Consider the following 26,791-nt stretch of genomic DNA (forward strand, 5'->3'; position numbering starts at 1 on the left):
CAGGGTAGCGATGGCCACTCCTGCTGCTGTGCACACGGTCCCGGTCGCGCTCCGTGATCACGGCTGGATCACGGCATGGTCACGACGGCAGACCCAGCTTGCGCGCGCAAGCGGGCCATGACCCGTACCCACCCCGGTCGTCACGCACCCGGGTGGCGACGGTGATCTGCTGCTCCCGCGTGGCCCGGTGCGCCGCGGCGGCGAACTCACCGCCGCCGTACTCCCGCCAGGTGGCGGAATCGAACTGCAGCCCACCGGAGTAGCCGTTGCCGGTGTCGATCGCCCAGTTGCCGGAGGACTCGCAGTCGGCCAGCCGGTCCCACACCGGGTCGCCGGCCGGCGGGGCAGCCGGGGGCGGCCCAGGCGCGGGCCGTGGAGCCGCCGGGGGCGACGGGGCGGGCGGCGGAGGAGCGGGAGGCGGGGAGGGCGCGGCCGGGGACGGCGCCGGCTCGAGGCGGTCCCGGCACCTCTCCAGCGCCTCGGCGAGCGTCCCGCTGCCCGGCTCGGCGCTCGTACCGCTGCGCGCCCGCACCGCCGCGCCGGTGACGTAGCCGTCGCATCCCGGCACCCTGGCGGCGGCCTCCACCCCGGCCTCCGATGCGGCCTCCGATGCGGCCTCCCCCGCCGCACGCGCCCCGAAGACGGCGCCCAGCACGACGGCCACCGCGAGCGCGGCGAGCACCGGCGGCAGTACGGCACCGGAGGGGAGCGGGCGAGGCACGGGCGGACGCTAGGCAGGCCGGTCGCCCGCCCGGGGCCGAACGGCGCAGCAGGCGATCGGGGCCGCTGCCGTCCCGTGGCGGACGGGCGGAGCCTGCGCAGGTCAGGGCGCTCCGGGCGCGTCCACCGGGCGCGGGCTCCGCCGCAGCGGAGTTCACGTCCGTTACCGATCATCCGGGGAGGACGCCCGCGGCCGCGCCGACGACCACTGGGCGCACCGATTCCGGCATTCCTCACCAGTCGTACGCCGTGAGGGTGACCAAGGCGACCGAGCCACCCGTAAGAGGGGGTGACGGAGGATCATCGGTCCGGGAGTGCTATGACGACGATTGCGAAGGCGGAGAGCAAATGAAGATCTCGGACATCCTCGCCGCAAAGGGGCGGACCGTGCATTCCGTACTGCCGTGGCTCACGGTGGGCGAGGTCGCCGAACGGCTGGGACGGCTCGGCGTCGGCGCCGTCCTCGTCTGCGACGAGAACCACGCGATCCGCGGCATCGTGTCCGAGCGCGACATCGTCCGCGCGCTCGGCCGGGACGGTGCCGCGCTGCTCACCAAACAGGTCAGCGAGGTCATGACCCGCCACGTCAGCACCTGCGCCCCCGACGAGACGGTGGCCCAGGCGATGGCCAGGATGACCGCGGGGCGCTACCGCCACCTGCCCGTCGTGGTCAACGGCGAGCTGGTCGGCATGGTCAGCATCGGCGACCTCGTGAAGAACCGCCTCAAGGAGATGGAGCTGGAGACGGGCGTGCTGCGCGACGTGGTCATCGCCCGCTACTGACCCGCCGAGGCCCACGCTTCTCCCGAGCAACGCTCCCGCACACCGGCCCGGTGTGCGGGAGCGCCGTGTCTCGGTCGAACTCGGGGCCTCAGTCGAACTCGGGGCCCTCCGTGCGGGTCCGCTTGAGCTCGAAGAAGTGCGGGTAGTTGGCCAGCAGCCGGGCACCGTCGAAGACCCGGCCGGCATCCTCGCCACGCGGGATACGGGAGATCACGGGACCGAAGAAGGCCACGCCGTCGATGTGGATCGTCGGGGTCCCCACGTCCAGGCCCACCGGCTCCATGCCACGGTTGTGGCTGGCGCGCAGCTCCTCGTCGAACTCGGTGCTGGTGGCCGCGTCGGCCAGCGACGCGGGCAGCTCCAGCTCGGCGAGCGCCTCCTTGATGACGACGTCGAAGTCCTTGTTGCCCTGGTTGTGGATGCGGGTGCCGAGGGCGGTGTAGAGCGGCTCGAGGATCTCCTGGCCGTGGTCACGGGCCGCGGCGATCGCCACGCGCACCGGCGCCCACGCGCGGTCCATCGTCTCGCGGTAGTTCTCCGAGAGATCGCGGCCCTCGTTGAGCACCGACAGGCTCATCACGTGCCAGTCGATCTTGACGTCGCGGACCTCGCGAACCTCCAGCATCCAGCGGGACGTGATCCAGGCCCAGGGGCAGAGCGGATCGAACCAGAAGTCGACGTGGGCGGTCTCGGAGCTCGTCACGGTTTCTCCCATCGAGCACATACCAGGTCGTTAGCTACCCGCATCAACCGTGTGATCGGCGGCGAGATTCCCGCTCCGCCGATTCCGACGCATCCGGCACGGACTCGTGGTTGGATCGGCAGCCACTGTGCCGTGATGAGCCGACCGGATGTAGGAGTGCCGAGACCGTATGCCCCCGCCCAACCTGACCCGTGCCGACGCCGAGCGGCGAGCCGCGCTGCTGGAGGTCGCCGACTACGCGGTCGAGCTCGACCTGACCGACGGCGGCGGCAAGGCCGGCGAGACGACGTTCACCACCACCACGACCGTCCGCTTCCGGTCCCGCGAGCCCGGTGCCGACAGCTGGATCGACTTCGTGGGAGCCGGGGTCGCCTCGGCCACCCTGAACGGCGAGCCGCTCGACGTCTCCGGCTACCGCGAGGACGACGGCATCGCCCTGCCCGCACTCGCCGCCGAGAACGAGCTGCGGGTGGAGGCCACGGGCCGGTACATGAACACGGGCGAGGGCCTGCACCGCTTCGTCGACCCGGTGGACGGCGCGGTCTACCTCTACTCGCAGTTCGAGACCGCCGACGCCAAGCGTCTCTTCGCCTGTTTCGACCAGCCCGACCTCAAGGCCCGCTACACGCTGACGGTCACCGCCCCCGCGGACTGGAAGGTCATCTCCAACGCCGTCATCGAGCACACCGGCGACGGAGCGGGTGGCGCCGCGGTGCACCGCTTCGCCACCAGCGAGATCATGAGCACCTACCTGGTGGCCCTGATCGCCGGCCCGTACGCCGACTGGCACGCCACCTACTCCGACGCGCACGGCGAGATCCCGCTGGGCATCTACTGCCGCGCCTCGCTCGCCCCGCACATGGACGCCGACCGGTTGTTCACCGAGACAAGGCAGGGCTTCGACTTCTACCACCGCAACTTCGGCGTGCGGTACCCGTTCGGGAAGTACGACCAGCTGTTCGTGCCGGAGTTCAACGCTGGCGCCATGGAGAACGCGGGCGCGGTGACGTTCCTGGAGGACTACGTCTTCCGCTCCCGCGTCACGCGCTTCCTCTACGAGCGCCGCGCCGAGACCGTCCTGCACGAGATGGCGCACATGTGGTTCGGCGACCTCGTCACCATGCGCTGGTGGGACGACCTGTGGCTGAACGAGTCGTTCGCCACCTGGGCGTCGGTGCTGTGCCAGGCCGAGGCCACCGAGTACACCGAGGCCTGGACCACGTTCGCCAACGTCGAGAAGTCGTGGGCGTACCGGCAGGACCAGCTGCCCTCCACCCACCCGGTGGCGGCCGACATCCCCGACCTGCAGGCCGTCGAGGTGAACTTCGACGGGATCACCTACGCCAAGGGCGCCTCTGTCCTCAAGCAGCTCGTCGCCTACGTCGGGCTCGAACCGTTCCTCGCCGGGCTGCGCAGCTACTTCGAGGCGCACGCCTGGGGCAACGCCACCTTCGACGACCTGCTGGGAGCGCTCGAGAAGTCGTCGGGCCGGGACCTGTCGGGCTGGGGCGCCCAGTGGCTGCGCACCACCGGCCTGAACCTGCTGCGGCCCTCGTTCGAGGTCGACGCCGAGGGCCGGTTCACCCGCTTCGAGGTGGTGCAGGGCGGTGCCCGGCCGGGAGCCGGGGAGGTGCGCACCCACCGGATCGCGGTCGGCGTCTACGACGACACCGACGACGAGGCCGGGAGCAAGCTCGTCCGCACCCACCGGGTCGAGGTCGACGTCACCGGTGAGCGCACCGAGGTGCCGGAGCTGGTCGGCGTGCCGCGCGGCAAGCTCGTGCTGGTCAACGACGACGACCTCACCTACTGCGCGCTGCGCCTCGATCCCGACTCGCTCGCCACGCTCGTCGATCGCATCGGCGACATCGCCGAACCGCTGCCGCGCACCCTGTGCTGGTCCGCGGCCTGGGAGATGACCAGGGAGGCCGAGCTCAAGGCACGCGACTTCGTCGCGCTCGTCGCGGGCGGCTTCGGAGCCGAGTCCGAGATCGGGGTCGTGCAGCGGTTGCTGTTGCAGGCCCAGACCGCACTGGCCTCCTACGCCGAGGCGCAGTGGGCGAGCGACCGCGGCTGGCCGCTGCTCGTCGACGCACTGCGGTTCCGGCTCGACACCGCCCCGGCGGGCTCCGACGCCCAGCTCACCACGGTCAACGCGCTCGCCGCGAGCGTGCTGCCGAGCAGCGTGGTCGACCGGATGGCGGGCTGGCTGCGCCGGCCGGAGAACAACCCCGACGTTCCCGACGGGCTCACGCTGGACACCGACCTGCGCTGGCGGCTGCTGCACGCACTGGTCGCCCACGGAGCCGCGGGCGACGCCGAGATCGACGAGGAGCTGCAGCGCGACCCGACGTCCACCGGCCAGCGGCAGGCCGAGCGCGCCCGCGCGCTGGTGCCCACGGCCGAGGCGAAGGAACGGGCGTGGGCGCGCGCCGTGCACGACGACGAGATCCCCAACGCCGTGCAGGAGGCCATCATCAGCGGCTTCAGCCACCCGGCGCAGCGCGGCATGCTCGGCGCGTACGTCCAGCGCTACTTCGACGACGTGGCCGAGGTGTGGTCCCGGCGCACCAGCGAGCGGGCGCAGTCAGTGGTGCTCGGGCTGTTCCCGTCCTGGGCCGTGGAGCAGTCCACGGTGACGGCCGCGGACGCCTGGCTGGCCGACGAGTCGCACCCGCCGGCGCTGCGGCGGCTCGTGTCCGAGGGCCGCGCCGGGATCGTCCGGGCGTTGGGAGCACGGGAGTTCGACCGGAGCTGACGCGCCCCCGCAGCACCACCGGTGCGACGTGGCAACCGGCACGGGTCCGTCTCCGCGGATCCCGCCGGTGCCACGTCGCCGGGCCGCAGCGCTACGCGCGCCGCTCGGCCGGGCGGGCGGTGAGCACGGCGTGCCGGGCCCGGCCCGAGAGCTCCGCCACGAGCCTCTCCAGTGGGCCCTGCCCCACGAACCGCCGCCACAGCAGCGCGAACACGCACCCGCCGACGATCAGCAGCAGGTACAGGAGCCCGGGCTCGTCGTCCAGCACGCCCGTGGCGAGCACCAGCACGTGCGCGGTGTAGATCGTGAGAGCCATCGTCCCCGCCACCGTGATCGGCCGCAGCAGCCGCGCGATCAGCGGAACACGCACCACGAGCAGCGAGCCTCCGATCACCGCCATCGCCGAACCGATCGTGTTGATCATGTCGATCCAGCTGGTGGAGTGTGACGCGGGCAGCGCGAGCCACCACCACGAGCTGATGGGGTCGAGATCGTCCCCGTCCCACAGGAGGTAGGACGACGCCGGGTCGCTGTTGAAGTCCCCGGCCGCGGTCAGCGTGTGGATACCGCCCAGCCCGTACAGCAGGGGCAACGCGATGGCCCACGCCAGTACCACGAGCGCGATCCCGCCCACCAGCAGGCGGCGGGCCACCAGCGCCGACGACAGGTCACATCGCCCGATGGCGAGCCCCACGCAGAGGTAGGCGAGGTAGGCCAGCACCGGGTAGTAGCCGGTCAGGAACAGCACCTGGAACAGGCCGACCGGATCGGTGAACAGGGTGGTGAACGTGGGGTTGTCGTCGGGCCTGGGGAGGCCGGCGAAGATCATCGCCGTGTTCAGCAGCGGCGCGATGATCGCGAGCGCGATCGCGATGCGGACCAGTACCCGTGGCCGCAACCGCAGCAGTGGAATCGCGAGCAGGAAGAGCACGGCGTAGTAGGGGAGGATGATGTCGACGTCGTCGCTGAACCCGATGGCGAGACCGATCGCCCCGATCACGACGGCGCGCACCACGATGCCCGTGCGCATGGCGGCCAGTTCCCGCCCCTCCAACGGCCGCTGCCGGCCGGAGATGAGCGCCAGGCTCACGCCCGCGATCATCGCGAACGAGGCGGCAGAGCGACCCGCCGCCACGATGGTGGCGGCGGTCGGCGTCCCGTTGTCGTCGACGGCGGCGAACACGTGCGTGGCGATCATCCCGAGCAGGGCCAGCCCTCTGGCCAGGTCGACCCCCTCGATGCGCGGCCTGCGCACTGGTGCACGGACCTCTGTCCCTGTCGTGCCCTCGGTCATCTGCCTACCGCTTCCGGGGCTGTTCACGATTGCGGAACGACGGTTGCCCGGATGACGAGAAGTAGCGGGTTCGAAGCATTTCGACGGAGCCAGGAAACGAGTACCACAGGAACTGTTTTCCCCTCTGACAGTGCGGAGTGTTCGCCCGGTCGCCGGGAAGGCCCGGATACGCCGGGGTGCCGATCTGCGGACGACGCTCGGCGTCGTCGATCGACGGGAGAACGAACGAAGGCGCGGCTTCGCGCTTCCCCCACCACACGTCGCCGGGGCCGGGAGCGGCTCGACATTGTGGCGAGGACCACCGCTCCGGTTCGGCCAACCGGCGACATCCATCACGAAAGCGCCCACGAGCAGAGTGTCGGAACGTATCGGCCCGTGCCGTGCGTCAGCCGGCGCTCCAGTTCGCGGTGGCCGTCTCGGACTCCGCCGCGGGATTACCGCTCCATCGTTCGTGGGGCGGCACTTCCTCGCCCTTCATCAGGAACGAGTGCGCTTCGATCACGGCGCCGTCGCCCACATGAGCGCCATAGTGGATGAATGCGTTGACGCCGAGGGTGACACCGTTGCCGATCGTGGAGCGGTCGGACTTGAACGCGCCGTCCTCCTGCGAGTGGCATTGGACGTTGCTGGACAGGTTGAGGGTGCAGTCGTCGCCGATGGCGACGAGCGTGCGCTCGGTCATCGTGAGGCCGTCGTCGAAGAGACGACGTCCCACCCGCACGCCCAGCATGCGCCAGACCATGCCCTTGAACGGAGTGCCGTTGAAGAGCTGGATGTAGGTCTGAGCAGGCACCTTCCAGTACCGCTCGTGCCGCCAGAACGCGCGGTCGTAGATCGAGCAGATCCGCGGCTCCAGGCTCCGGAAGCGCATGACGAGGCGTTCGACGAGCACCCAGTAGCCGAGGGTGAACAGGATGGTGACGACACCGGACAGCGCCAGCGCCAGTTGGCTCGCCCACCCGAAGTACAGCTCCGCGGATGCGGCGTCGAGCAGCAGGACCCCGAAGAAGAACACCCACCGCACCATGAGGTACAGCGCCATGGTGACGATGTTGTGCCTGTTCTTGGCGGCCAGGCTGCGGCGCAGCTCCACCCGGCTCAGGCGACTCGCCTTCACGTCCCGCTCGACCGATCGCGGGATCGGGAAGCTGGGCGCGCCCAGCAGACCCACGTCTTCCCGGACCTTGCCGCCGACCGGAACCATCACCTTCGTCGCGAGGAGGCAGTTGTCGCCCACCGCGCTCTGCGCGGAATAGGCGATGTTGTTGCCGAGGAAACTGCGCGATCCGAGCGCCACCCGGGACAGCCGGAACGATGTGCTCGAGAAGTCCGCGTTGATGAAGGACACCCCGTCCGCGACCATCGTCCCACTGCCGACGGCGGACAGGAACGGGTTCTCGTGGCGCACCTCCATACCGAAGTTCGACCCCGTCTGCACGACCTTGCCGAGGTCGTAGCCGATCCAGCTCAGGTACTTCACGATGTAGGAGCTGTCGCCGAAGAGCCAGGTGAAGAACCGGACGTTGGTCATCCGCGCGATCGACTTGTGCAGCCCGTAGTGCAATCCGTAGAGGGGATAGACCTTGCCAGGCTTGATCGCGAGGTTGAGCAGGCGCGGAACGGTGCCCACGACGAGCAGGCCGATCACCACGAAGCCGCCGAACAGCACCGCCGAGGCGATCAGGATGTCGCGGTAGAACGTCCAGGTCGTGAGCGCCGCCGGCCCGGGGTTCAGCAGTGTGTTGAGCTGCGGAACCTCACCCAGCAGCAGGACGAGGGCACTGACCAGCAGCGGCATGGCCATCACCAGCACCGACAGAACCTGGAGGAACCCGAACCAGGCGCTCCGCAGCCTGCCGCCCGGCGCCCGCTCGACCACGCGGTAGGTCGCGCCGCACCGCTGTGCAGGCGACCCGTCCCAACTCTCGCCCGCCGGCACGGCCTGCCCGCTGTGCAGCGAGGAGGCATGGCCCAACTGCGCCCCGTCGCCCATCGAGGCACCGAGGTCGACCAGCGACATCTCGCCGATGAACACGTTCTTCCCGAGCGTGACCGGCCCGGTCTGGATCATCCCGTCATGGGCCCGGTAACCCGAGAAGAACGAGTCCTTGCGGATCACCGTGCCCTCCCCGATGGTGAGCAGGTCGGTGCACACCGGCAGGGTGCGGGAGAAGATCGCGACGTTCGGCCCGATCTTCGCGCCGAGCGCCCGCAGGTAGAGGTTGAGGATCGGCGAGGCCGTGCTCGTCCGCGAGCGAGCGCCGATCAACAGCAGCAGCGGGTTCGCGCGGATCATCGTCTTGACGATCCAGAACCTGAGGTACCCGAGGCTCCAGATCGGGATCTCCTGAGCCTTCCACCGCCCGACGAGCACCCACTTCACCACGATCGGCAGCAGGCTCAGGCCGGCGAAGGTCCCGGCACCGAACTCCAGCGCCCGCAGGTAGACCTCCACCGGACCGGAGCCGGACGAGACCCAGTTGTAGCCCGCGTCGATGATCACTCCGGCGAGGTAGGAGTAGCCGAGGAACACCGCCGCCTGCAGCGCCCCGCAGAAGAGGTACTGCAGCGTGCTCGCCCGCCTGCGCGTCCCGGCCGCGCTGTCCGTCCCGGCCGCGGGTTCGGTGCCGGCCGGATCCATACTCCGGATCCGTACGGTCGGCGGCTCCGCGACGACCGCGGTACCGGCGGGCGCCACCGGCGCGGCTTCGGCGAACGCCGCTGCGAGGCTGCTGATCGTCGGGTACCGGTAGACGTCCTTCATCGACACGCTCGGGAGGTCGGGCCGTTTCCGCAGCCGGGCGCAGAACCGGGCCATCACCAGCGAGTCGGCGCCCAGATCGTCGAAGAAGTGGCTGTCGAGCGACACCCGCTCCACTCCCACCGCCTCGGCCAGGACCGCCGCAAGGGCTGTGGCAGCCGTCGCGGGCGCTGCAGCCTGGCGCCTGGGTGCCGGCGTGGGCCGGGGAACGACGGGCGGGCCGACCGGCGCCACCGGCCCGGGCAGCGCTGCCGGCATCGCTGTCGGAGCCGGGCCCGGGGGCACGGCGAAGACGGTGGCCAGGCCTCGAATCGTCGGGTGCCGGTAGACGTCCTTCATCGACACCGTCGGCAGATCGGGCCGCTTCCGCAGCCGGGCGCAGAACTGAGCCATCACCAGCGAGTCGGCACCCAGGTCATCGAAGACGTTGCTCTCCGGTTCCACCCGCCCGATCTTCATGATGTCGGCGAGCACGTCGGCAAGCAGTTTCTCCGGGGTCGACATCGGGCCGGTGTGGCCGACTCGAGGGGCCGGGCAGTCAATGACTTCGGTCATGGCCTCGACGGACTCTCCCACGAACGTGAGCTCCTTCAGTCAAATTTGGTCGTGCCGAGTGGCATGCGGGAAGGCCCGCGGAGAGCACTCGAGGACCCGCGGGAAAAGGTTCCGCAAACGTTTCACCTCAGGCCTGCGGGCAGCGGACGCCGCCGACGGCGAAATCGTCCGCTCCGCTCCACGAGCTCCGGGAGAAAAGGCCTGTCGCGCCTCGCCGAATGGCAGGACGGCGCGCTTGTTACCGGCGTAGCTGTCGATCAGGCCGTACGGGCCGGGGCGACGGACTCCTCGGCGAGCACGTCTTCGCCGTACAGGCCGTGCACCCAGTTGGTCTGGTAGACGGTGTCCAGGTAACGCTCGCCGAGGTCAGGGGCGATGGTCACCGCGACCACGTCGGGCGAGCCGTGCTGCTCGAGCCAGCGGGTCGCGCCACTGACCGCCGTGCCGGTGGAGCCACCGAACAGGAAGCCACGCCTGGCCAGCCGGTGGCAGGTCCGGATGGTGTCCGCCTCCTCGACGAGCACCACCTCGTCGATGTAGGACTCGTCGAGCAGCGGCGGCCGGACGCTGGTACCCAGGCCGGGGATCATGCGCCGGCCGGGAGCACCACCGAAGGTCACCGAGCCCACGCTGTCCACCGCGACGATCCGCACCGGGCGGTGCCACTCCCTGAAGAAGCGGGCGCATCCCATGAGGGTCCCGGTGGTCCCGGCTCCGACGAACAGCACGTCCAGCAGCGGGAACTGGCGAGCGATCGCCGGTGCCGTCGTGCGGTAGTGCGCCTGCCAGTTGCCCGGGTTGGAGTACTGGTTGAGCCACACGTACCTGTCGTCAGAGGCACACATCGCGCGGACGTAGTCGATTCGCGCACCGAGGAAGCCGCCCACGGCGGCCGGCTCGGAGACGACGTGCACCCGGCTGCCCAGCGCATCCATCAGTCGTCTGGTGGAGAGGTTGCACCGCGAGTCGGTCACGCACAGGAACTCGTATCCCTTGCTCGCCGCGATCATGCTGATCGCGACGCCCAGGTTGCCGGACGACGACTCGATCAGGATCGACCCCGGGGTCAGGATCCCGTCCCGCTCGGCGGCCTCGATCATCTCACTCGCGGCCTTGAGCTTGATGGAGCCGGCGAAGTTGATTCCCTCGCACTTCAGGTACAGCGACTGGCCGAAGATCGAGCGCAGGTCAACGTAGAGATCGTCCTCGTTGAAGCGCTCGGGAACGGAGATCACAGGCACGATTGCCTCCTTGTCTGCAACAGGGCGAGAAAGCAACGCACCGGTCCGCCGGCACCGTAACCTGTCCGGCCATTACGTCATCCAATGTGCCGTGCAGGAAACCCCGGCCGTCGTGAGCTGCTCGACCGGATGAGGTGAGGTGTGGGCCTTGAGACAATTCCTGACAGCGGCCACGACAATTGTCGGCGGGAGCACGATCTCCAGCGCGACATCGCGCAGCGATGCGGTCAGCACCAGTGGTTGCGTTCTGACCAGGACACGTATTCATACGCGCGGTCGGCTCACCACTGTGGCGGAGACCACCAGGGCGCCGTAGCGGTCAGATCCTCGGCATTGTCGGGCACCGTGAGCGCTCGGGGATGCCGGACTTCTCGAGATATCCGCAGAATCCGGTTGCGCTGGCCAATTTCGTCGAAACGACCATCCGCCGCCGGTCGGGAAGGTGTGGATATAGCGGGCGAGCGGGCCGACCCCGAAGAATCCGGCGGGGTGGGGAGCGCACGGCGTGGCTGAGCCGGCGTCAGCTTGTCGTTGTGGTCGGCTCTTCCTCGTCGGGCTCCGCCGAGGTCGCGTCCGGCTCGTCCGACGGCGTGGCCGAGCGGGACGGCGGCCTCGATGACGACCGCGATGGCGGCCTCGATGACGACCTCGGTGGCAACTCGGACACCTCGGAGGCCGGGCCGGGCTCATCCCCCGTCGAGATCTGCGGTCCGATCCCCGTCCTCGGGGTCGCCGGTCTCCTCGGTTGTGCCCGGGGCGCCTCTCCGGTCGTCCGGGGCCGGGCGGTGGGTCGCGGGGTCCGTGCAGGCCGCGTCGGGACCTGCGCCGTGCGCGGGGTGGGACGCACGGACGGCTCCTGGGTCCCCGGGCCGGCGGCGACGTCCGGCAGGGCCGGCGGCATCTCGGGCCCGCCGGTCGGCAGCACCATGGCGGGCACGGCGGCCGTGCTCGGATCCGTGGACGGCCATGTCGGGATCGGCACCGACCGCATCGGCGAACGCACCGCCGCCCCGGTCGACAGCGCCACCGCGGCCGTGACCGAGAGCAGCAGGGCCACGGAGACCACTCCGGCGAGCACCATCGGGGCCACCGCCCGCACCGCTGCCCTCGTACTGGGCGCGGTGGGCGGCACATCCTCACCCGTCATGAGGACGGTCGAGCACGGTCAGGACTTCTCGAGGCAAGCGACCTCCTGCGCGTTGGCTACCCGTGGAGCCGGTCAGCCGGGGATCTGTTCCCGGGCCCGGGTCGAGCGGGTGCCGGTCGGCATCTCGTCGGCGGTGTCGAGCACGTCCTCGCCGTAGAGGTCGTGCACCCAGTTGGACTGGTAGATCGTGTCGAGGTAGCGCTCACCGAGGTCGGGGGCGATGGCTACGGCGGTGAGGTCGCCCTCGTCGTGCTGGGCCAGCCAGCTCATCGCACCGCTGACCGCGGTGCCGGTGGAGCCGCCGAACAGGAACCCGCTGCGGGCCAGCCGGTGGCAGGCCCGGATGGTGTCCGCTTCCTCGACCTGGATGACCTCGTCGATGTAGGCCTCGTCGAGCAGCGGAGGGGGGACGCTGGTGCCCAGGCCCGGGATCATGCGACGGCCCGGTGCGCCACCGAAGGTCACCGAACCGACGCTGTCCACCGCGACGATCCGCACCGGCCGGTGCCACTCCTTGAAGAAGCGCGCGCAGCCCATCAGGGTGCCGGTGGTGCCGGCCCCGACGAACAGCACGTCGAGGCGCGGGAACTCGCGGGCGATGGCCGGCGCGGTCCTGCGGTAGTGCGCCTTCCAGTTGTCCTCGTTGGTGTACTGGTTGAGCCAGACGTACCGGGGGTCCGAGGCGCACAGCGCGCGGACGAACGTGAGCCGCGCACCGAGGAAGCCGCTGTGGACGTCCGGCTCGGTGATGACGTGCACCTGACTGCCCAAGGCCTCCATCAACCACCTGGTCGACAGGTTGCAGCGGGAGTCGGTCACGCACATGAACCGGTAGCCCTTGCTCGCGGCGATCATGCTCAGCGCGACGCCGAGGTTGCCGGACGAGGACTCGATGAGTATCGATCCCGGTCTGAGGAGCCCGTCGCGTTCGGCGGCCTCCACCATCTCCGATGCGGCCTTCAGCTTGATCGAGCCCGCGAAGTTGAAACCTTCACACTTGAGGAAGAGTGAACGCCCGTAGATCCGTCGAAGGTCGACGTAGAGCTCATCCTCGTTGAAGGCCTGTGGAACGGATATGACTGGCACGATGGCCTCCTCAATTTCGGCAGAGCACTCGGCCGTTCACCCGTACCGGCGCAGCTCGTGGAAGAAGTCGTCGACGACGTGGAGCTCGCCGGAGCGGGTCACCTCGTCGTAGACGTATTTGCCGACGGCGAGATCGAGCACGCCGAGGCCGAAGGGTGAGAACACCACCGGGCGGTCTGCCGGCACCGTGACCTGTCCGGCGATCACGTCGTCCAGGGTGCCGTGCAGGAAGTTGCGGTTGCCGGTGAGCTGTTCGGCGAGGTGGGGTGAGGTGTTGGCTTTGAGGCAGTGTTCGACGTCGTCGACGATGTTGGTGGAGGCCAGCACGATCTCGGGGGCGAGGTCGCGCAGTGACACGTGCAGGACCAGCGGGTTGTGGTCGAACCAGGACACGTCGCTGATGTGCGGCTGGGCGGCGACGGTGGCGAACACGACCAGGTCGCTGGAGCGGATGAGGTCTTCGGCGGTGTCGTACACGGTGATGCGTCCGGGAGTGCCGGTCTGTTCGAGGTAGCCGCGGAACCCCGCGGCGTGCTCGGTGGACAGGTCGAAGACGCCGATGTCGTCGAAGGACCAGTCGGTGCCGGTGAGGAAGGTGTGGATGTAGCGGGCGATCAGGCCCACCCCGATGAACCCGACGCGGGTGGGGCGGGTGCGGCCGCGGCTGAGCCGGTCGGCAGCGAGCGCGGCGGAGGCGGCTGTCCTGGTGGCGCTGATGATGGAGCTTTCCAGGCAGGCGAAGGGGTAGCCGGTGTCGTGGTCGTTGAGGATCAGCACGGCCGAGGCGCGTGGGATGCCGGCTGCGACGTTGCCGGGGAAGCTGGAGATCCATTTGAGGCCGTCGACGCGGACCTGGCCGCCGATGGAGGCGGGCAGGGCGATGATCCGGTCGGCGGGGCGGTCGGGGAATCGCAGGAAGTAGGAGGGCGGGTTGACCGAGTCACCGGCGCCGTGCAACCGGTAGGTGGCCTCGACGACCTCCATGATCTGCTTCTCCCGGCCCTGCAGCGCCTGCTGGACCTGACCGCCGGAGATCACCGCGAACGGCGGGACGTTCGCGCTCATGAAGTGCTCACATCGATGGTGGGCGAGCAGTCGACCAGGCGCACCGCGTCGGCCATGCCGACCAGCACCTCGCGCGGCCCCTCGTACGGCTCCCGGCTGTGGGCGGTGCGGATGTTGTCCACCAGCATCAGGTCGCCCGCCTGCCACGGCTCGCGCATGGTGTGGGCCTCGTTGACCTCGTTGAGCAGGTCCACGACGTCCGGGGTCATCGGTTCGCCGTTGCCGAACCGCGTCGTGAACGGCAGCCCGTCGGCGCCGTACATGTCCACGAGGAACTCACGCACCTCCGGATCGATCGTCCACTCGCTGAGGAACGCGATCTGGTTGAACCAGCAGCGCCGGCCGGTCACCGGGTGGCGCACCACGGCGCTGCGCCGCTGCCTGGTGCGGAGCCCGCCGTCGGGCTGCCACTCGAACTCGATCGCGTTGGCGCGGCAGTAGCTCTCGACGGCACCCGGGTCCTCGGTGCCGAACGCCTCGGCCCAGGACGCCCCGATGTCCTCGTTGTAGTTCCGGACGAGCAGCCAGCCCTCGCGCTCGAACCGGTCGACCAGCTCACGCGGCAGTGCCTCGAGCACGGTCGGCGAGTCGGCCACTCCGGTCGCGCCTCCGCTGGTGGCCGCGCCCAGGCAGGCGAACAGCATCACCGAGGGGAACTCCAGGGTGTAGCTCAGCTCGTGGTGCATGCACATCTGCTGGTTCGCCGGCCACTTCGTCGAGGAGTAGACGCCCTCGGAGTAGACCTGCCGGGGTGCGAACGCCTCCCTCTCGGCCATCAGGCCGGTGGTGGTCAGCCGCTGGAACACGGCCGCCACCTCCGCCGCGTCGCGCAGGCCGAGGCCGCGGACCAGTACCGAGCCGTACTCGGCGACCAGGGCGCGCAACGCGTCCCGGCGCTCGCCCGCCCAGCGCGGCGCGTCGCCGCTGGGGTCGGCCCGCAACATCGGCGGCTTGCCGGGTTGCAGGTCCACGTCGAGCAGTGACGCCGCGGATGAGGACGACATCTCGATCTTCCTTTCCGTTGTCATGAGGAGAAAGCCATCAGTTCGGCGGCGCGCAGCACGGCCTTCGCCGCCTCAGCGGGCCGGGTGCGCAGGAAGTAGTGCCCGCCGTCGTCGAGCTCGTGCAGGTCGACATCCCGGGCGAACAGCTGCCAGTCGCGGTACCGCTGCGCGAACCGCGCGGTGCTCGGGTCGTCGGCGGCGACCACCGCGGTGATCGGCGCGGACAGCTTCACCGCAGGCGGGCTGTCGAGGGCGTCGGCGAAGTAGCGGTGGGCGGACACGCAGTCGTGCAGGTAGGCCGCGCCGACGTGCTCGGCACGCTGCTGGTCCAGCTCCCCGAGCTGGGTGTAGCCGGTGTCCGCGGTCAGGCCGGCGGCGATCTCGGCGCTGGTCCGCTCCGAGAGCGCGGCGATGGTGGCGCGCCGGACGCCGGCGTCGCCGGGCAGCTGCGCAGCCAGGAACACCCGCTGGACAGCCACCCCCCGTGCCTGCAGCTGCGTCGCCGTCTCGAGGGCGAGCGCGGTGCCGGAGGAGTGGCCCCACAGCAGCACCCTGGTCAGGCCACGCCCGACGATCTCGGCGGCCACCTGCTCGGCGACCTGCACGATCGGCATGAACGGCTCGCGTTCGGCAGCCAGGTCGTGGCCGGGCAGCTCGACGGCGAGAACCGCCAGCCCACTCCCCCGCAGGGCCCTGGCCACCGGCTCGAAGTTCACCGCGTTCCCACCCGCGTAGGGGAAGCACACCAGCGCGCCGACCTGCCCACCGTCCGATCCCGAGAGGGCCTGCAGCAAGCCGGGGCGGCGCTCGGACCTGCCGTCGACCAGGCCGGCCAGATCGGCGAGGACCGGGTGCCGGGTGATGTCCTTGAGCGACACCGCCCGGTCCAGTGCGATGGCCAGCTTCACGGCAGACAGCGAGTTGCCACCGCGGTCGAAGAAGTGGTCGCCGCGCCCGATCTGGTCCACCGGAACGCCGAGCACCTTCGCCCACGCGGCCGCCAGCCGCTCCTCGGTCGGCGTCCGCGGTGCGTCGTAGTCCTCCTCGACGACGTCGAGCTCTCCGGCGAGCGCCGTCAGCGCCTTGCGGTCGATCTTGCTGTTCGCGGTCAGCGGCAGCTTGTCCCGCCAGTGGAAGGCCGACGGCACCATGTACTCGGGCAGCGACTCGGCCAGCCGGTCCCGCAGGACGTCGACCTCGAGCGGCCCCCCTGCGGAGTAGAACGCCACGAGCTGCTTGCTCTGGTCGGGCCGCTCGGCCACCACCACGGCGCCGTCGCGCACCCCGGGCACCCGCAGCAGCGTGTTCTCGATCTCGCCGATCTCGATCCGGAAGCCGCGGATCTTGACCTGGGCGTCGCGGCGGCCGAGGAACTCGAGCTTGCCGTCCGGCAGCCAGCGGCCGTGGTCGCCACTGCGATAGAGCCGCTCGCCTTCGCGGTGCGGGTCGGCCAGGAACGCGAGCCGCGTGCGCTCGGGGTCGTTGATGTAGCCGCGACCGACGCAGATCCCGGAGAAGACGATCTCCCCCGGCGCGCCGAGCGGCACCGGGGAGAGGTGCTCGTCGACGACGTACACGCTCACGTTCTGGATGGCCGAGCCGAGCGGGACACGTTCCCCGTCGGGAGCCCGGTCCATGACCTCGTGGTTGGTGTCGTCGGAGGTCTCGGTCAGCCCGTAGGCGTTCACCAGCTTGATCGCCGGCTCCGCGGCGAACCAGCGCTGCGTCAGCTCCCTCTTCAACGCCTCACCCGTGACCGACACGGTGTGCAGGTCCGGGAGCTCGCGGCGGTGCCGCTCCACGTACGACAGCACTGCCTCGAGGTAGGAGGGCACGACCTGCAGCACCGCGACGCGGTGCTCGGTGATCGTGTCGACGAAGCGCTCGACGTCGAGGATGGCGTCCTGCTCCACGAGCACGGTGCGCCCGCCCACCAGCAGCGCGGAGACCAGCTGCCACAGCGAGATGTCGAAGCACTGCGGCGCGGTCTGCGCGACCGCCTGCCCCTCACCGATCTCGCAGGCGTCGATCTTGGCGTAGAGGTGGTTGAGCATCCCGGCCTGCTCACACATCGCACCCTTGGGCTCACCCGTCGAGCCGGAGGTGAAGTAGATGTAGGCCAGCTGGTCCGCCGTCACCGCCACACCCAGGTCATCCTCGGCGTGGTCCTCCCCGTACGCGACATCGACCACCAGCCGCTCGACGCTCGACAGGGAGTCGAGGGCCTTGTCGAGCGTGGTGGTGCTGCCCGGCTCGGTCAGCACCAGCGTGCAGCCGGCGCGGGAGAGCGTGGTCGCGATCCGGTCGGCCGGGAAGTGCGGCTCGATCGGCAGGTACGCCCCGCCGGCCTTGAACACCGCCAGCACCGCGGCCATCCAGTCCAGGTTCCGCTCGGTGACCACCGCGACCACGTCCTCGCGCCGCAGCCCGCGGGCCAGCAGCGCCCGCCCGAGCCGGTTGGCGCGGGCATTGAGCTCGCGGTAGGTCCACCGCCGCTCACCCTGCACCGCCGCGACCGCGTCCGGGTGCGCTGCGACCTGCTGCTCGAACAGCTCGTGGAACCGCAGGTCCGGCAGCTCCCGCCGCGGACCCGCCAGGCCCTCGAGCTGAAACCCCAGCTCCTCGACCGACAGCAAGCTCTGCCGCCGGTGCTCCGCATCCGGGCCATCCGTCATCAGCGACAGCGCCGACAGGTGGTAGCCCGCGACCCGCGCCGCGTAGTCCGCGTCGAGCACCTCGGTCCGGTAGCGCAGCACCAGCCGCCCGTCAGCGATCCCGACCCGCAGCACAGTGCCCTCGGCGAGCTCGCCGGCGTGACCGGTCGGGTCCAGAACGGTCTCGAAGGACGGGCCGGCCACGCCCAGCTCGCGCCGCAAGTCCTCGACCGGGAAGTCCCGGTGCGACACCAGCTCCGACTCGACCCGGCCCGCACCCAGCAGCAGCGAGCGCCACGACCCGGGTTCGGTCGTCAGCCGGCAGGGCAGCGGGTGGCCGCCGTCGACGGCGACGTAACCGGTGACCACGTCCCGCTCACCGGACAGCGCCGCGAGCACCGTGGCGTGGGCGGCCAGCAGCACCGAGCTGAACGGCACCGCCAGCTCGTCCGCCAACCGGTGCACCGCCGTCACCAGCGCGTCGGGAACCGGGGTCCCGTACTCGGCGACACCCGCCACCGCGCCGGACCTCCAGCGTGGGATCGCGGTCGAGCCACCGGCGACGAGCACTCCGCGCCAGAACTCTCGGCCGGCCTCCACTACCGCTCCCATCGACAACCTCCACTCACCGTGACCATGGTGTTGACCACTGCATTTCCGCTAATGCGATTGTGCATGGCGCGCGACCAGCTGCGGCGGAATCACCGCCAACGCCATCCGTCCGTGGTCCTCCCGCATCTCCCGGGCCGGGTTTCCCCCCCACCGGGCGTTCTTCGGCATTTCTTCACCCTTCATGAGGAAAGCATCGGCGGCGAGTGCCGATCCGTTACCCATGGTCACTCCGTAGTGAACCATTGAGCTGACCCCCAGAGTGCAGCCCGAGCCGATGACGATGTGATCGGACTTGAATGCGCCGTCCTCCTGCGAGTGGCACTGGATCTTGCTTCCCGCATTGAGCGTGCAGTCGTCGCCGATGGTGACCAACGTCTTCTCGACGATGCCGCACCCGTCGTCGAAGACACGCTTTCCGATGTGGACCCCCAGCAATCGCCAGGCCAGGCCCTTGAACGGGGTGCCGTCGAGGATCTTCGGCTGCGCGCTCAGCTTCCAGTAGCGCTCGTGCCACCAGAAGTACGGATCGTAGATCGAGCAGACTTTGGGACGCAGGTCCTTGAACCCCGCGACGAGACGTTCCATGAGCACGGTGTAGAAGAGGCTGAACAGGAGGGCGAGAACGCCACCGATGGCGATCGACACCGCCCCGAGCAGGGGATAGAGGTCCGCGGCGCCCAACGCGAACAGCGTGACCATGAAGACGTTGATCGACCGCACGAGCAGGACGACCCCCATGGTCGCGATGTTGTACCGATTCTTGGCGGCGAGCCGGCGAGGCAGTTCCTCCGCGGTCTTCATGTGATCGAACCGGGTGTCCCGCTGGACCGTGCGCGGGATCTCGAAGTGGGGAGATCCCAGCAACCCGACGTCGTTCCGGGCCACTCCTCCGAACGGCACCATGACCTTCGTCGCGAGGAGGCAGTTGTCACCCGTGCGGCCCTGCGCCGGATACACGATGAAGTTCCCGAGAAAGTTGCGTGCACCGATCGCCGTGGGAGACACGCGGAACGACGTGCTCGAGAAGTCCGCGTTGACGATCGAGAGCCCGTCGGCGACCATCGTGCCGCTTCCGATGGTGCTGTGGTACGGGTTCTCGTGCTTCAGGTCCATCCCGAAGTTAGACCCGGTCTGCACCACGTCGGGAAACTTGTACCCGAGCCAGTGAAGATAGTTGACGATGTAGGAGCTGTCGCCGAGCATGAACGTGAAGAACTTGGGGTTGGTCAGCCGCGCGACCATCCGCTGAGCCGCGTAGCGGAAGCCGTACAGCCGGTAGTCCCGGTCCGGCTTGATCGCGAGGTTGAACACCCGGGGAACGGTCATCACGACGAGGAGGCCGACGAGCGTCCCACCGAAGAAGAGCACCATGGAGATGATCAGCGCGTGGAGGTAGAACTCCCAGCTCGTGAAGACCATGGGCCCTGGATCCAGGAGCGCGTTGAGCTGAGGGACCTCGGCCAGCAGGATGATCAGGCCGCTGATCAGCAGCGGCATGAACACGAACAGCCCGTTGAGCAGCTGCAGGATGCCGTAGACCGTCCGGCGCGTTGCGGTGACGCGGACCGGGCCCGCCATCCGGTAGCTCCCCTGACTCCGCTGCGCCGGCGATCCGCTCCAGATCTCGCGGTCAGGTATCACCTGCCCGGAGTGCAGTGAGGACGTGTGGCCGAGCTGAGCCCGGTCGCCCATCGAGGTGTTGATGTCGACCACCGACATCTCGCCGACGAACACCTCTTTCCCGAGGGTGACCGGACCCGTCTGGATCACCCCGTTGTTGGCCCGGTAGCCGTTGATGAACGCGTCCTTACGGATGACGCTGCCGTCGCCGATGGTGAGCAGATCGGTACACAGCGGCACATTTCGGGAGTAGATCGTGACGCCGCGCCCGATCTTCGCGCCCAGCGCCCGCAGATAGAGCGCATAGAGCGGCGAGCTCGCGCTCGTGCGCGACCGCATACCGATCATCAGGAGCAACGGGTTCGACCGAACCAGCACCTTCACGACCCAGAAACGGACGTACCCCAGGCTCCACACCCGGATCTGCCGAGGCTTCCAGCGACCGATGATCAACCATTTGGCGATGATCGGGACGATGCACAGGGCCAGCACGGCGGCGCCGCCGAAAAAAACCGACCGCAGATAGATCTCAAGGATTCCGGGGGCGACGGAGATCCATTCGTAGCCGCGTTCCATGACCTCCGCAGCGAGATAGGTATACGTGAGAAAGATCAGTAGCTGCAGCGCTCCGCAGAGGACGTACTCCCACCCGCGGGCCGGTTTCACCACATCGGCGGGCGCCGGTTCCGGGGCCTCGACGGGCGCGGCGACCTCATGCGAGAGTGCCGCCGCCAGCCTGCTGATCGTCTGATACCGGTAGATGTCCTTCATCGAGACCGCAGGCAGATCCGGCCGCTTCCTGACCCGGGCGCAGAACCGGGCCATGACCATCGAGTCGGCGCCGAGATCGTCGAAGAAGTGGCTGTCGACCGACACGTGCTGGACCCCGACGACCTCGGCCAGTACCGCGGCGAGGCGCTCGTCGGTCCCGGCCGAAGGGCCGGCGGAAACCGGCTGGAGGGTGGTGGATTGAGCTGGGTCGACCGCCAGAACATCGACAGGTTTCGCCACTACCTGGGCTCCTTGACGCAGATGAGGAGAAGCACGGAACATCAGGAAGGTCCGGCCGCCGATCCGGGGCAGAACCCACCATGTTCACGCAAGATCATTTCTCCTCCTGACATCAACTGATCAGGGTTCGGTATCGCGCCCCCAGCGCGATCTCCTGATCCCGGTGCGGCCTGATTCGATCCGCACGTCCGGCCGGCGAGCCCCAGATCCGGGCCGTCTGCGACAGGTATCCGGGAAATCGCTGATTCGGTAGCCAATGTTTCGTGAGCATCCGCCGTTCACCCGCCCGCCATGCATGGCCGACCGGCGGAACCCGAATGCGCGCCGCCGAACACCGGATGTGCGGGCTCCCCGACGTCGGGTGCCGCTGATGCGGTGAAGGTCCAACGAGGCAACCGGGCACAGCGCCACGAGCCGTCGTCCTGCCGGAGTACCGGGCCTGCCCGTTCCGTCCGGTTCAGGAGAAAGCCGCGGGACGACCGTCCACGTATCGATGCGGCGGAATCACCCGTCTGGCCCCCGAGTCCGGGTCCGGCTGGCAGCCGGGGGCGACCGGACTCCCTGCCGGACCGGTCACTCCCGTCTGCTCGTCGTGGCCGACGGCCTGCCCGGGGACGTCCGTGGCGCCCCTGACGACTGCTCGCCGGTCCGGCGCGGGGGCCGCGTAGAGGTCGAGGACGGCGGGCTCGAGGACGGCGCCGGGGACGAGGTCGGCCGGCTCGGTGCCGGCCGGGTGGCGGACGGCCGGCTGGTGCTCGGCCGGGTCGTGGTCGGCCGGGACGTACTCGGCCTGGTCGTGGGAGCCGCAGTCGGATCCGGCGCGCCCTCGGCTGTCGGCGCCGGAGCGGGAGCAGGCGGCGCGGGCGCCGGTCGCCGCACCGCAGGTGGCGCGGGGGGCGTCTCGACCCGCGCCCTGGGCGCCGGCACCTCGGCCGGCGGGTTGTCGCGGCGCGGCTGGACGGGCTCCTGCGCGGTTGCCGGCGCTTCGAGCACCGCCGGTTCCAGCGGGGCCTGCTGCGGTTCCACCTGCTGCACCGGCGCCGCCGCAGGCACGGGCTGGGCCGGGATCGGGTCGGGCAGGGCCGGCGGCGGCACGGCGGCAGGCTGTCCCATCTGGACCGATTGGCCCGCCATCGCCACCGTGACCGCGATCGACAACGACAGCGCCATCGAGACCGCGACCGCCACCCCGACCGGGAGCAGCCGCGGCCGCAGCCGTGGCTGCGCCGGCGCCGGAACAGCCGGGCTCGCCGAGGGCACCGGGATCACCTCCCGCGCCGGGACCGGCGACGGCTCGGGGATCGACAGCGCGGGGATCACCTCCCGCGCCGGGACCGGCGAGGGTTCCGGGATCGAGAGCGCGGGGATCGCTGCGGGCACCGGGCGCGGCGCGCCTTCGTCGGTCTCGACGGCCGGGTTGCCCCGCCACCGCTCCCCCGCGCCGACGGCCCCACCCTTCATGAGGAAGGAGTCGGCCTCCAGCACCGAGTCGGGGGCCATCGTGACGCCGTAGTGGACGAACGCCTGGATGCCGAGGGTGACGCGGGCTCCGATGACCGTGCGGTCGGACTTGAAGGCGCCGTCCTCCATCGAGTGGCACTGGATGACCACGCCCTCGTTCAAGGTGGCGTCGTCCCCGATCGTGACGAGGGTCTTCTCCGGGATGGCGCAGCCGTTGTCGAACACCCGGCGGCCGATCTTGACCCCCAGCAGCCGAAGGATCAGCGGCCGGAACGGCGTGCCTGAGAAGAGCGCGGGGCTGAGCAGCTTCCAGTGGCGTTCGTGCCACCAGAAGTACGGGTCGTAGATGGAACACGTCCGAGGTTGCAGGTCGCGGAACCTCGTGCTGAGCCGCTCGACCAGGATGCCGTAGCCCGTGCCGAGCGCGAGGATCAGCAGGAACGCCGCCGCGACCGCCCAGGTGCCCAGCGTGTGGTAGAGGTCGCCCGCGGCCGTGGCGACGAGCAGCAGCAGGAACGTCTGGAACCAGCGAACCTGCAGGAGGATGCCGATCGTGCGCCGGTTGTAGCGGTTCTTCCCGGCGAGGCCCTGTGCGAGCTCCTCCGGGTTCTTGTGGAGGTCGCTGTCGCGCAGCACGGTCCTCGGGATCTCGAAGCACGGTGACCCCAGCAGGCCGACGTCGCGGCGGACCGGCCCGTCGATCGGGATCATCGCCTTGGTGGCCAGCAGGACGTTCTCGCCGACCTTCGCGCCCGCCGGGTAGAAGATGTTGTTGCCCAGGAAGTTGCGCTCCCCGAGCGCCACCGGTGCCACCTGGAACGACGTGCTCGAGTAGTCGGCGTTCATCACCGTGAGCCCGTCGGACACCATCGTCCCGCTGCCGATCGTGGTGAGGAACGGCGAGTCGTGCGCGAGCTGGTTGCCGAAGTTCGACCCCGTCTGCTGCACCCGCGGGAAGGAGTACCCGAGCGCCGTCAGGTAGTTCACGATGTAGGAGCTGTCGCCGAACACGCCGTGGAAGAACTGGATGTTCGTCATCCGCCGGACCAGCCGGTGGATGTAGTAGTGGTAGCCATACAGCGCGTGTGCCTTTCCGGGCACCACCAGCCGGTTGACCAGTCGGGGCAGGGTCACCACCGCCACGAGCCCCACCAGGGACCCGCCGTAGAAGACGACGAGTGAGATCCCGATCACCTCGAGGTAGAAGAGCCAGTCGGTGACGCCGGCGTGGCCGACGTCCAGCAGCTCCGCGGTCCACGGGATGATCGACACCAGCTCGACCACGATCGCCAGCCCCACCGGGCCGATGAGCAGCACGTTGAACAGCTGCAGGAAGCTGAACCAGAACCGTCGGCCGGTGCCGCACCGGGCCGGGGCGACCACCCGGTAGTCGACGTCGGTGGGCTGGGCGGGCGACCCGTGCCAGTTCTCCCCCGCCGGCACGTGCCGGCCCGGCTGCAGCGACGAGCAGTGGCCGATCTGGGCACCGTCGCCGATGGAGCTGCCGATCTCGAGCACGGTCTTCTCGCCGACCAGCACGTCCTCGCCGATCGTGACGGGGCCGATCTCGATCATGCCGGCCTCCGCCCGGTAGCCCGGGAGGACCGCGCTGCCCCGGATGACCGTGCCCGCGCCGATCGTGAGCAGGTCGGTGCAGACCGGGACCGACTTCGAGAAGATGGTCACCCCGGGGCCGATCTTCGCGCCCAGCGCGCGCAGCCAGAGCACGTAGAGCGGCGACCCGGAGAAGAGTGCCATCGGGTTCGCGCGGATGATCAGCCGGACCAGCCAGAACCGGAAGTAGCGCAGGCTCCAGATCGGGAACTCCGTGGCCTTCCAGCGCCCGATCAACACCCATTTCGCCAGGACCGGCAGCAGGCACATACCGAAGAAGACGACCGCTCCGTACGCCAGCGACCGCAGGTAGGCCCCGCGCCACTCGGTTGCCTGCGAGACCCAGAGGAATCCCGTCTCCAGCAGGGCCGCGCCGAGGTAGAGCGAGGCGATGAACGCCAGGAACTGCAGCGCACCGCACAGCAGGTACCGCGGGGTGCTCACCCGCGTGGCCACCACCGGGACCGGCTGCACCGGAGCCGGGGGCGTGTCCGGCGTCGCGGACGGCAGGGCGGCGGCGATCGCGGCGATCGTCGGGCGGAGATAGGCGTCGCGGATCGAGATCGGGGGCAGGTCGGTCCTCGACCGGACCCGGGCGCAGAACTTGGCGAGCACCAGCGAGTTGGCCCCGAGGTCGTCGAAGAAGTGGCTGTCCACCGACACCCGCTCCAGGCCCAGGATCTCGGCGAAGAGCTCGGCCAGCTGACGCTCGGCCGGGCTCGAGGGAGCGACGTAGCCGCTGGGCGCCGGTTCGGCCTTCACCTGCCGTTCGATCCGCCCCCGGTACTCGATCTCCCCCTCCACGGTCACCCGTCCCAGGTCACCGGTCCGGTAGATCCGGCCCGACGGGTTGTGCGGGATCGCCAGGAAGTCGGGGACGAACCGCTCGTCGGTCAGGTCGTCGCGGTTGACGTAGCCGGTGGTGAGCCCGATCCCGGCGATGCCGATCTCCCCGACCTCGCCACGACCCAGCGCCCGCCCCGGGTCCTCCGGATCCAGGATCACCGTCGCGTACGTGGGCAGCGGGACCCCGATCGTCTTGCGACGATCCGGATCCACCACGGTCCACGTCGCCGCCACCGTCGTCTCGGTCGGCCCGTAGACGTTCAGGAACCGCCGCCCCGGTTGCGACCACCGCACGATCAGGGCGGGCGGACACGCCTCCCCCGATACCAGCAGGAACCGCAGCGTCGGCACGGCGTCGTCGATCGTGGCCAGCAGCGTGGGCATGCAGCACATCGCCGTGATCCGCCGCCGGATGAGGAACCCGCGCAGGTCCGCACCCGTCGGTCTCGACCCCGTCGGCGCCGGCACCAGCGTGGCACCGACCATCCACGGCACCCAGATCTCCTGGACCGAGAAGTCGACCGCCATGGTCGAGCCCTGGTACACCCGATCGTCCGGCCGGTAGCCGTACACCGCCCCCGCCACCCGCACGAAGTTGTAGATGCTGGAATGCGACACGGCGACGCCCATGGGGTCACCGGTCGACCCCGACGGGTAGCTGATGAACGCCGGGCCGTCCACGAAACCTGTGTCGACGGGCAGGCGGCTCCCGTCCTGCGCGGCGATCTCGGCCGCGACGGCGTCGACGCACACCACCTCGACGTTCACGCCGTCGAGTCGCGAGCGCAGGTGCTCCAGCGAGAGCACCACGCTCACGGCCGCGTCGGACACGATGTACGCGATCCGGTCCGCCGGGAACTCGACGTCCAGCGGCACGTAGGCCGCACCGGACTTGAGTACCGCCAGCATTCCCACGTACCCGTGCACCGCATCGTCGAGCAGCAACGCCACCCGCTCGCCGGCACCGACACCGAGGTCACGCAGATAACGGGCCAGCCGGTTGGCACGTGCGTCCAGCTCCGAGTAGGTCAGCGCCGCGTCCGCCACGTCCACCGCCAGGTGGCCGAAGCGGCCGACGTCGTGGAGGTCGTCGCAGCGCTCCTCGAACAGATGCTCCAGGCGTTGACCGGGGTGCCACCGGACGTCCTGGGAGTACCTGTCGTCGACGAGGACCACGTCGGACAGTTCCCGGGTGAGCCCGGTGTCAGGATGCCGATCGCGCAGCACGGTCGAACCTCCGCTCAGAACCGATGTCCGTCGAACCCGGTTTCCTCCCATTCACGTCGGCCGGTCCACAGCAGGGCGGACACATCCGCGCACTCGACCCACGACGCGACTCACCATCAACCGGGTAGGGCCGCGTAAACCGGCCATGCTCGAGCAAGCTGATCAATCCTCCTAGCGTGGGCCACCGGGCAGTGCGGACCGCGTCGTGACCCAAGAGCGAGCAACGCGGCATACAGCAGCTCCAGTTGCACCGAATGGCCCGCGTTGAGCCACGGCCGACCGGACCATGTGCCCGATTCATCGTGCACCGGAGACGCAACGTTTCGACCCGATTCATCTTTTCGCTCGATGTCCCCCTAGCGAGCGCGTTTGACTGCTCGAACGGGGGAACGGTGCGGAAATGGCGCAATGAATCGCAGATGAGCGGGTCGACGGGATGACACCGGCCCGGCGCGCTACGACAAGCGGGTGTACGACTCCGGCTCACTCCGTAATGGGCGCGGAACGGACGGCCCGGAAAACGAGCTGAGCGGGCACCGATCTTGCCCCAGAAGGATTGCTCTGTTCACCCGAATAAACAGCGGAATGCCGTCACTCCGCGTACGACGACGCCCGGTCGTCCCAACGGG

13 protein-coding genes and 1 pseudogene are annotated in these 26,791 nt (G+C 69.7%); 3 read left to right on the forward strand and 11 right to left on the reverse strand.

Annotation, left to right across the window (positions count from 1 at the left end):
• Nucleotides 1–79 precede the first annotated feature (79 nt).
• Nucleotides 80–343: pseudogene (locus ACQPZA_RS29405) on the reverse strand (transglycosylase family protein); the annotation flags it as partial.
• A 725-nt stretch (nt 344–1,068) separates the two neighbouring features.
• Between ACQPZA_RS29405 and ACQPZA_RS29410 the strand changes: the two are divergent.
• The gene (locus ACQPZA_RS29410) at nt 1,069–1,503 is read left to right on the forward strand and encodes a CBS domain-containing protein (RefSeq protein WP_433275385.1); all 435 of its coding nucleotides are present in this window, start codon (nt 1,069–1,071) and stop codon (nt 1,501–1,503) included.
• An 88-nt stretch (nt 1,504–1,591) separates the two neighbouring features.
• Here the strand turns inward: ACQPZA_RS29410 and ACQPZA_RS29415 are convergent, their stop codons facing one another.
• On the reverse strand, nt 1,592–2,218 hold the full coding sequence (locus ACQPZA_RS29415) for a mycothiol-dependent nitroreductase Rv2466c family protein (protein WP_433275386.1): 627 nt from the start codon (nt 2,216–2,218) through the stop codon (nt 1,592–1,594).
• 157 nt (nt 2,219–2,375) lie between these two features.
• On the opposite strand from ACQPZA_RS29415, the gene pepN reads away from it, so the two are divergent.
• Nucleotides 2,376–4,964: an aminopeptidase N gene (gene pepN / locus ACQPZA_RS29420; protein WP_169399423.1), complete on the forward strand. Its 2,589-nt coding sequence runs from the start codon at nt 2,376–2,378 to the stop codon at nt 4,962–4,964.
• A gap of 91 nt (nt 4,965–5,055) precedes the next feature.
• Here the strand turns inward: pepN and ACQPZA_RS29425 are convergent, their stop codons facing one another.
• The 3 genes from ACQPZA_RS29425 to sbnA (ACQPZA_RS29435) all read right to left on the reverse strand — a co-directional run bounded on the left by ACQPZA_RS29425 (nt 5,056) and on the right by sbnA (ACQPZA_RS29435) (nt 10,815).
• The gene (locus tag ACQPZA_RS29425) at nt 5,056–6,219 is read right to left on the reverse strand and encodes a heparan-alpha-glucosaminide N-acetyltransferase domain-containing protein (RefSeq protein WP_433275387.1); all 1,164 of its coding nucleotides are present in this window, start codon (nt 6,217–6,219) and stop codon (nt 5,056–5,058) included.
• Nucleotides 6,220–6,643: 424 nt separating this feature from the next.
• The gene (locus ACQPZA_RS29430; RefSeq protein ID WP_433275388.1) at nt 6,644–9,523 is read right to left on the reverse strand and encodes a Pls/PosA family non-ribosomal peptide synthetase; all 2,880 of its coding nucleotides are present in this window, start codon (nt 9,521–9,523) and stop codon (nt 6,644–6,646) included.
• Nucleotides 9,524–9,831: 308 nt separating this feature from the next.
• Nucleotides 9,832–10,815 carry a 2,3-diaminopropionate biosynthesis protein SbnA gene (gene sbnA / locus ACQPZA_RS29435; protein WP_169399420.1) on the reverse strand — a complete coding sequence of 328 codons (984 nt, stop codon included), beginning with the start codon at nt 10,813–10,815 and terminating at the stop codon, nt 9,832–9,834.
• Nucleotides 10,816–11,348: 533 nt separating this feature from the next.
• Here sbnA (ACQPZA_RS29435) and ACQPZA_RS29440 point away from each other — a divergent pair.
• Nucleotides 11,349–12,119: a hypothetical protein gene (locus ACQPZA_RS29440; RefSeq protein WP_433275389.1), complete on the forward strand. Its 771-nt coding sequence runs from the start codon at nt 11,349–11,351 to the stop codon at nt 12,117–12,119.
• Here the strand turns inward: ACQPZA_RS29440 and sbnA (ACQPZA_RS29445) are convergent.
• The 6 genes from sbnA (ACQPZA_RS29445) to ACQPZA_RS29470 all read right to left on the reverse strand — a co-directional run bounded on the left by sbnA (ACQPZA_RS29445) (nt 12,035) and on the right by ACQPZA_RS29470 (nt 26,162).
• Nucleotides 12,035–13,048, reverse strand: a complete 1,014-nt coding sequence (gene sbnA / locus ACQPZA_RS29445) for a 2,3-diaminopropionate biosynthesis protein SbnA (protein WP_433275390.1) — start codon at nt 13,046–13,048, stop codon at nt 12,035–12,037. The genes ACQPZA_RS29440 and sbnA (ACQPZA_RS29445) overlap by 85 nt on opposite strands.
• Before the next feature lie 36 nt (nt 13,049–13,084).
• On the reverse strand, nt 13,085–14,113 hold the full coding sequence (sbnB, locus tag ACQPZA_RS29450; RefSeq protein WP_433275391.1) for a 2,3-diaminopropionate biosynthesis protein SbnB: 1,029 nt from the start codon (nt 14,111–14,113) through the stop codon (nt 13,085–13,087).
• The gene (locus ACQPZA_RS29455) at nt 14,110–15,117 is read right to left on the reverse strand and encodes a TauD/TfdA family dioxygenase (RefSeq protein ID WP_433275392.1); all 1,008 of its coding nucleotides are present in this window, start codon (nt 15,115–15,117) and stop codon (nt 14,110–14,112) included. Before ACQPZA_RS29455 ends, sbnB begins: the two co-directional genes overlap by 4 nt.
• Nucleotides 15,118–15,137: 20 nt before the next feature.
• Nucleotides 15,138–18,383, reverse strand: a complete 3,246-nt coding sequence (locus tag ACQPZA_RS29460) for a non-ribosomal peptide synthetase (protein WP_433275393.1) — start codon at nt 18,381–18,383, stop codon at nt 15,138–15,140.
• A 48-nt stretch (nt 18,384–18,431) separates the two neighbouring features.
• Complete coding sequence (locus tag ACQPZA_RS29465) at nt 18,432–21,014, reverse strand: Pls/PosA family non-ribosomal peptide synthetase (RefSeq protein WP_433275394.1); 2,583 nt, start codon at nt 21,012–21,014, stop codon at nt 18,432–18,434.
• A 573-nt stretch (nt 21,015–21,587) separates the two neighbouring features.
• A complete protein-coding gene (locus tag ACQPZA_RS29470) occupies nt 21,588–26,162 on the reverse strand; it encodes a Pls/PosA family non-ribosomal peptide synthetase (RefSeq protein ID WP_433275395.1) in 4,575 nt (1,524 codons plus the stop codon).
• Nucleotides 26,163–26,791 lie beyond the last annotated feature (629 nt).

This window comes from Pseudonocardia xinjiangensis, from assembly GCF_050948425.1.
Classification (GTDB): Bacteria; Actinomycetota; Actinomycetes; order Mycobacteriales; family Pseudonocardiaceae; genus Pseudonocardia; species Pseudonocardia xinjiangensis.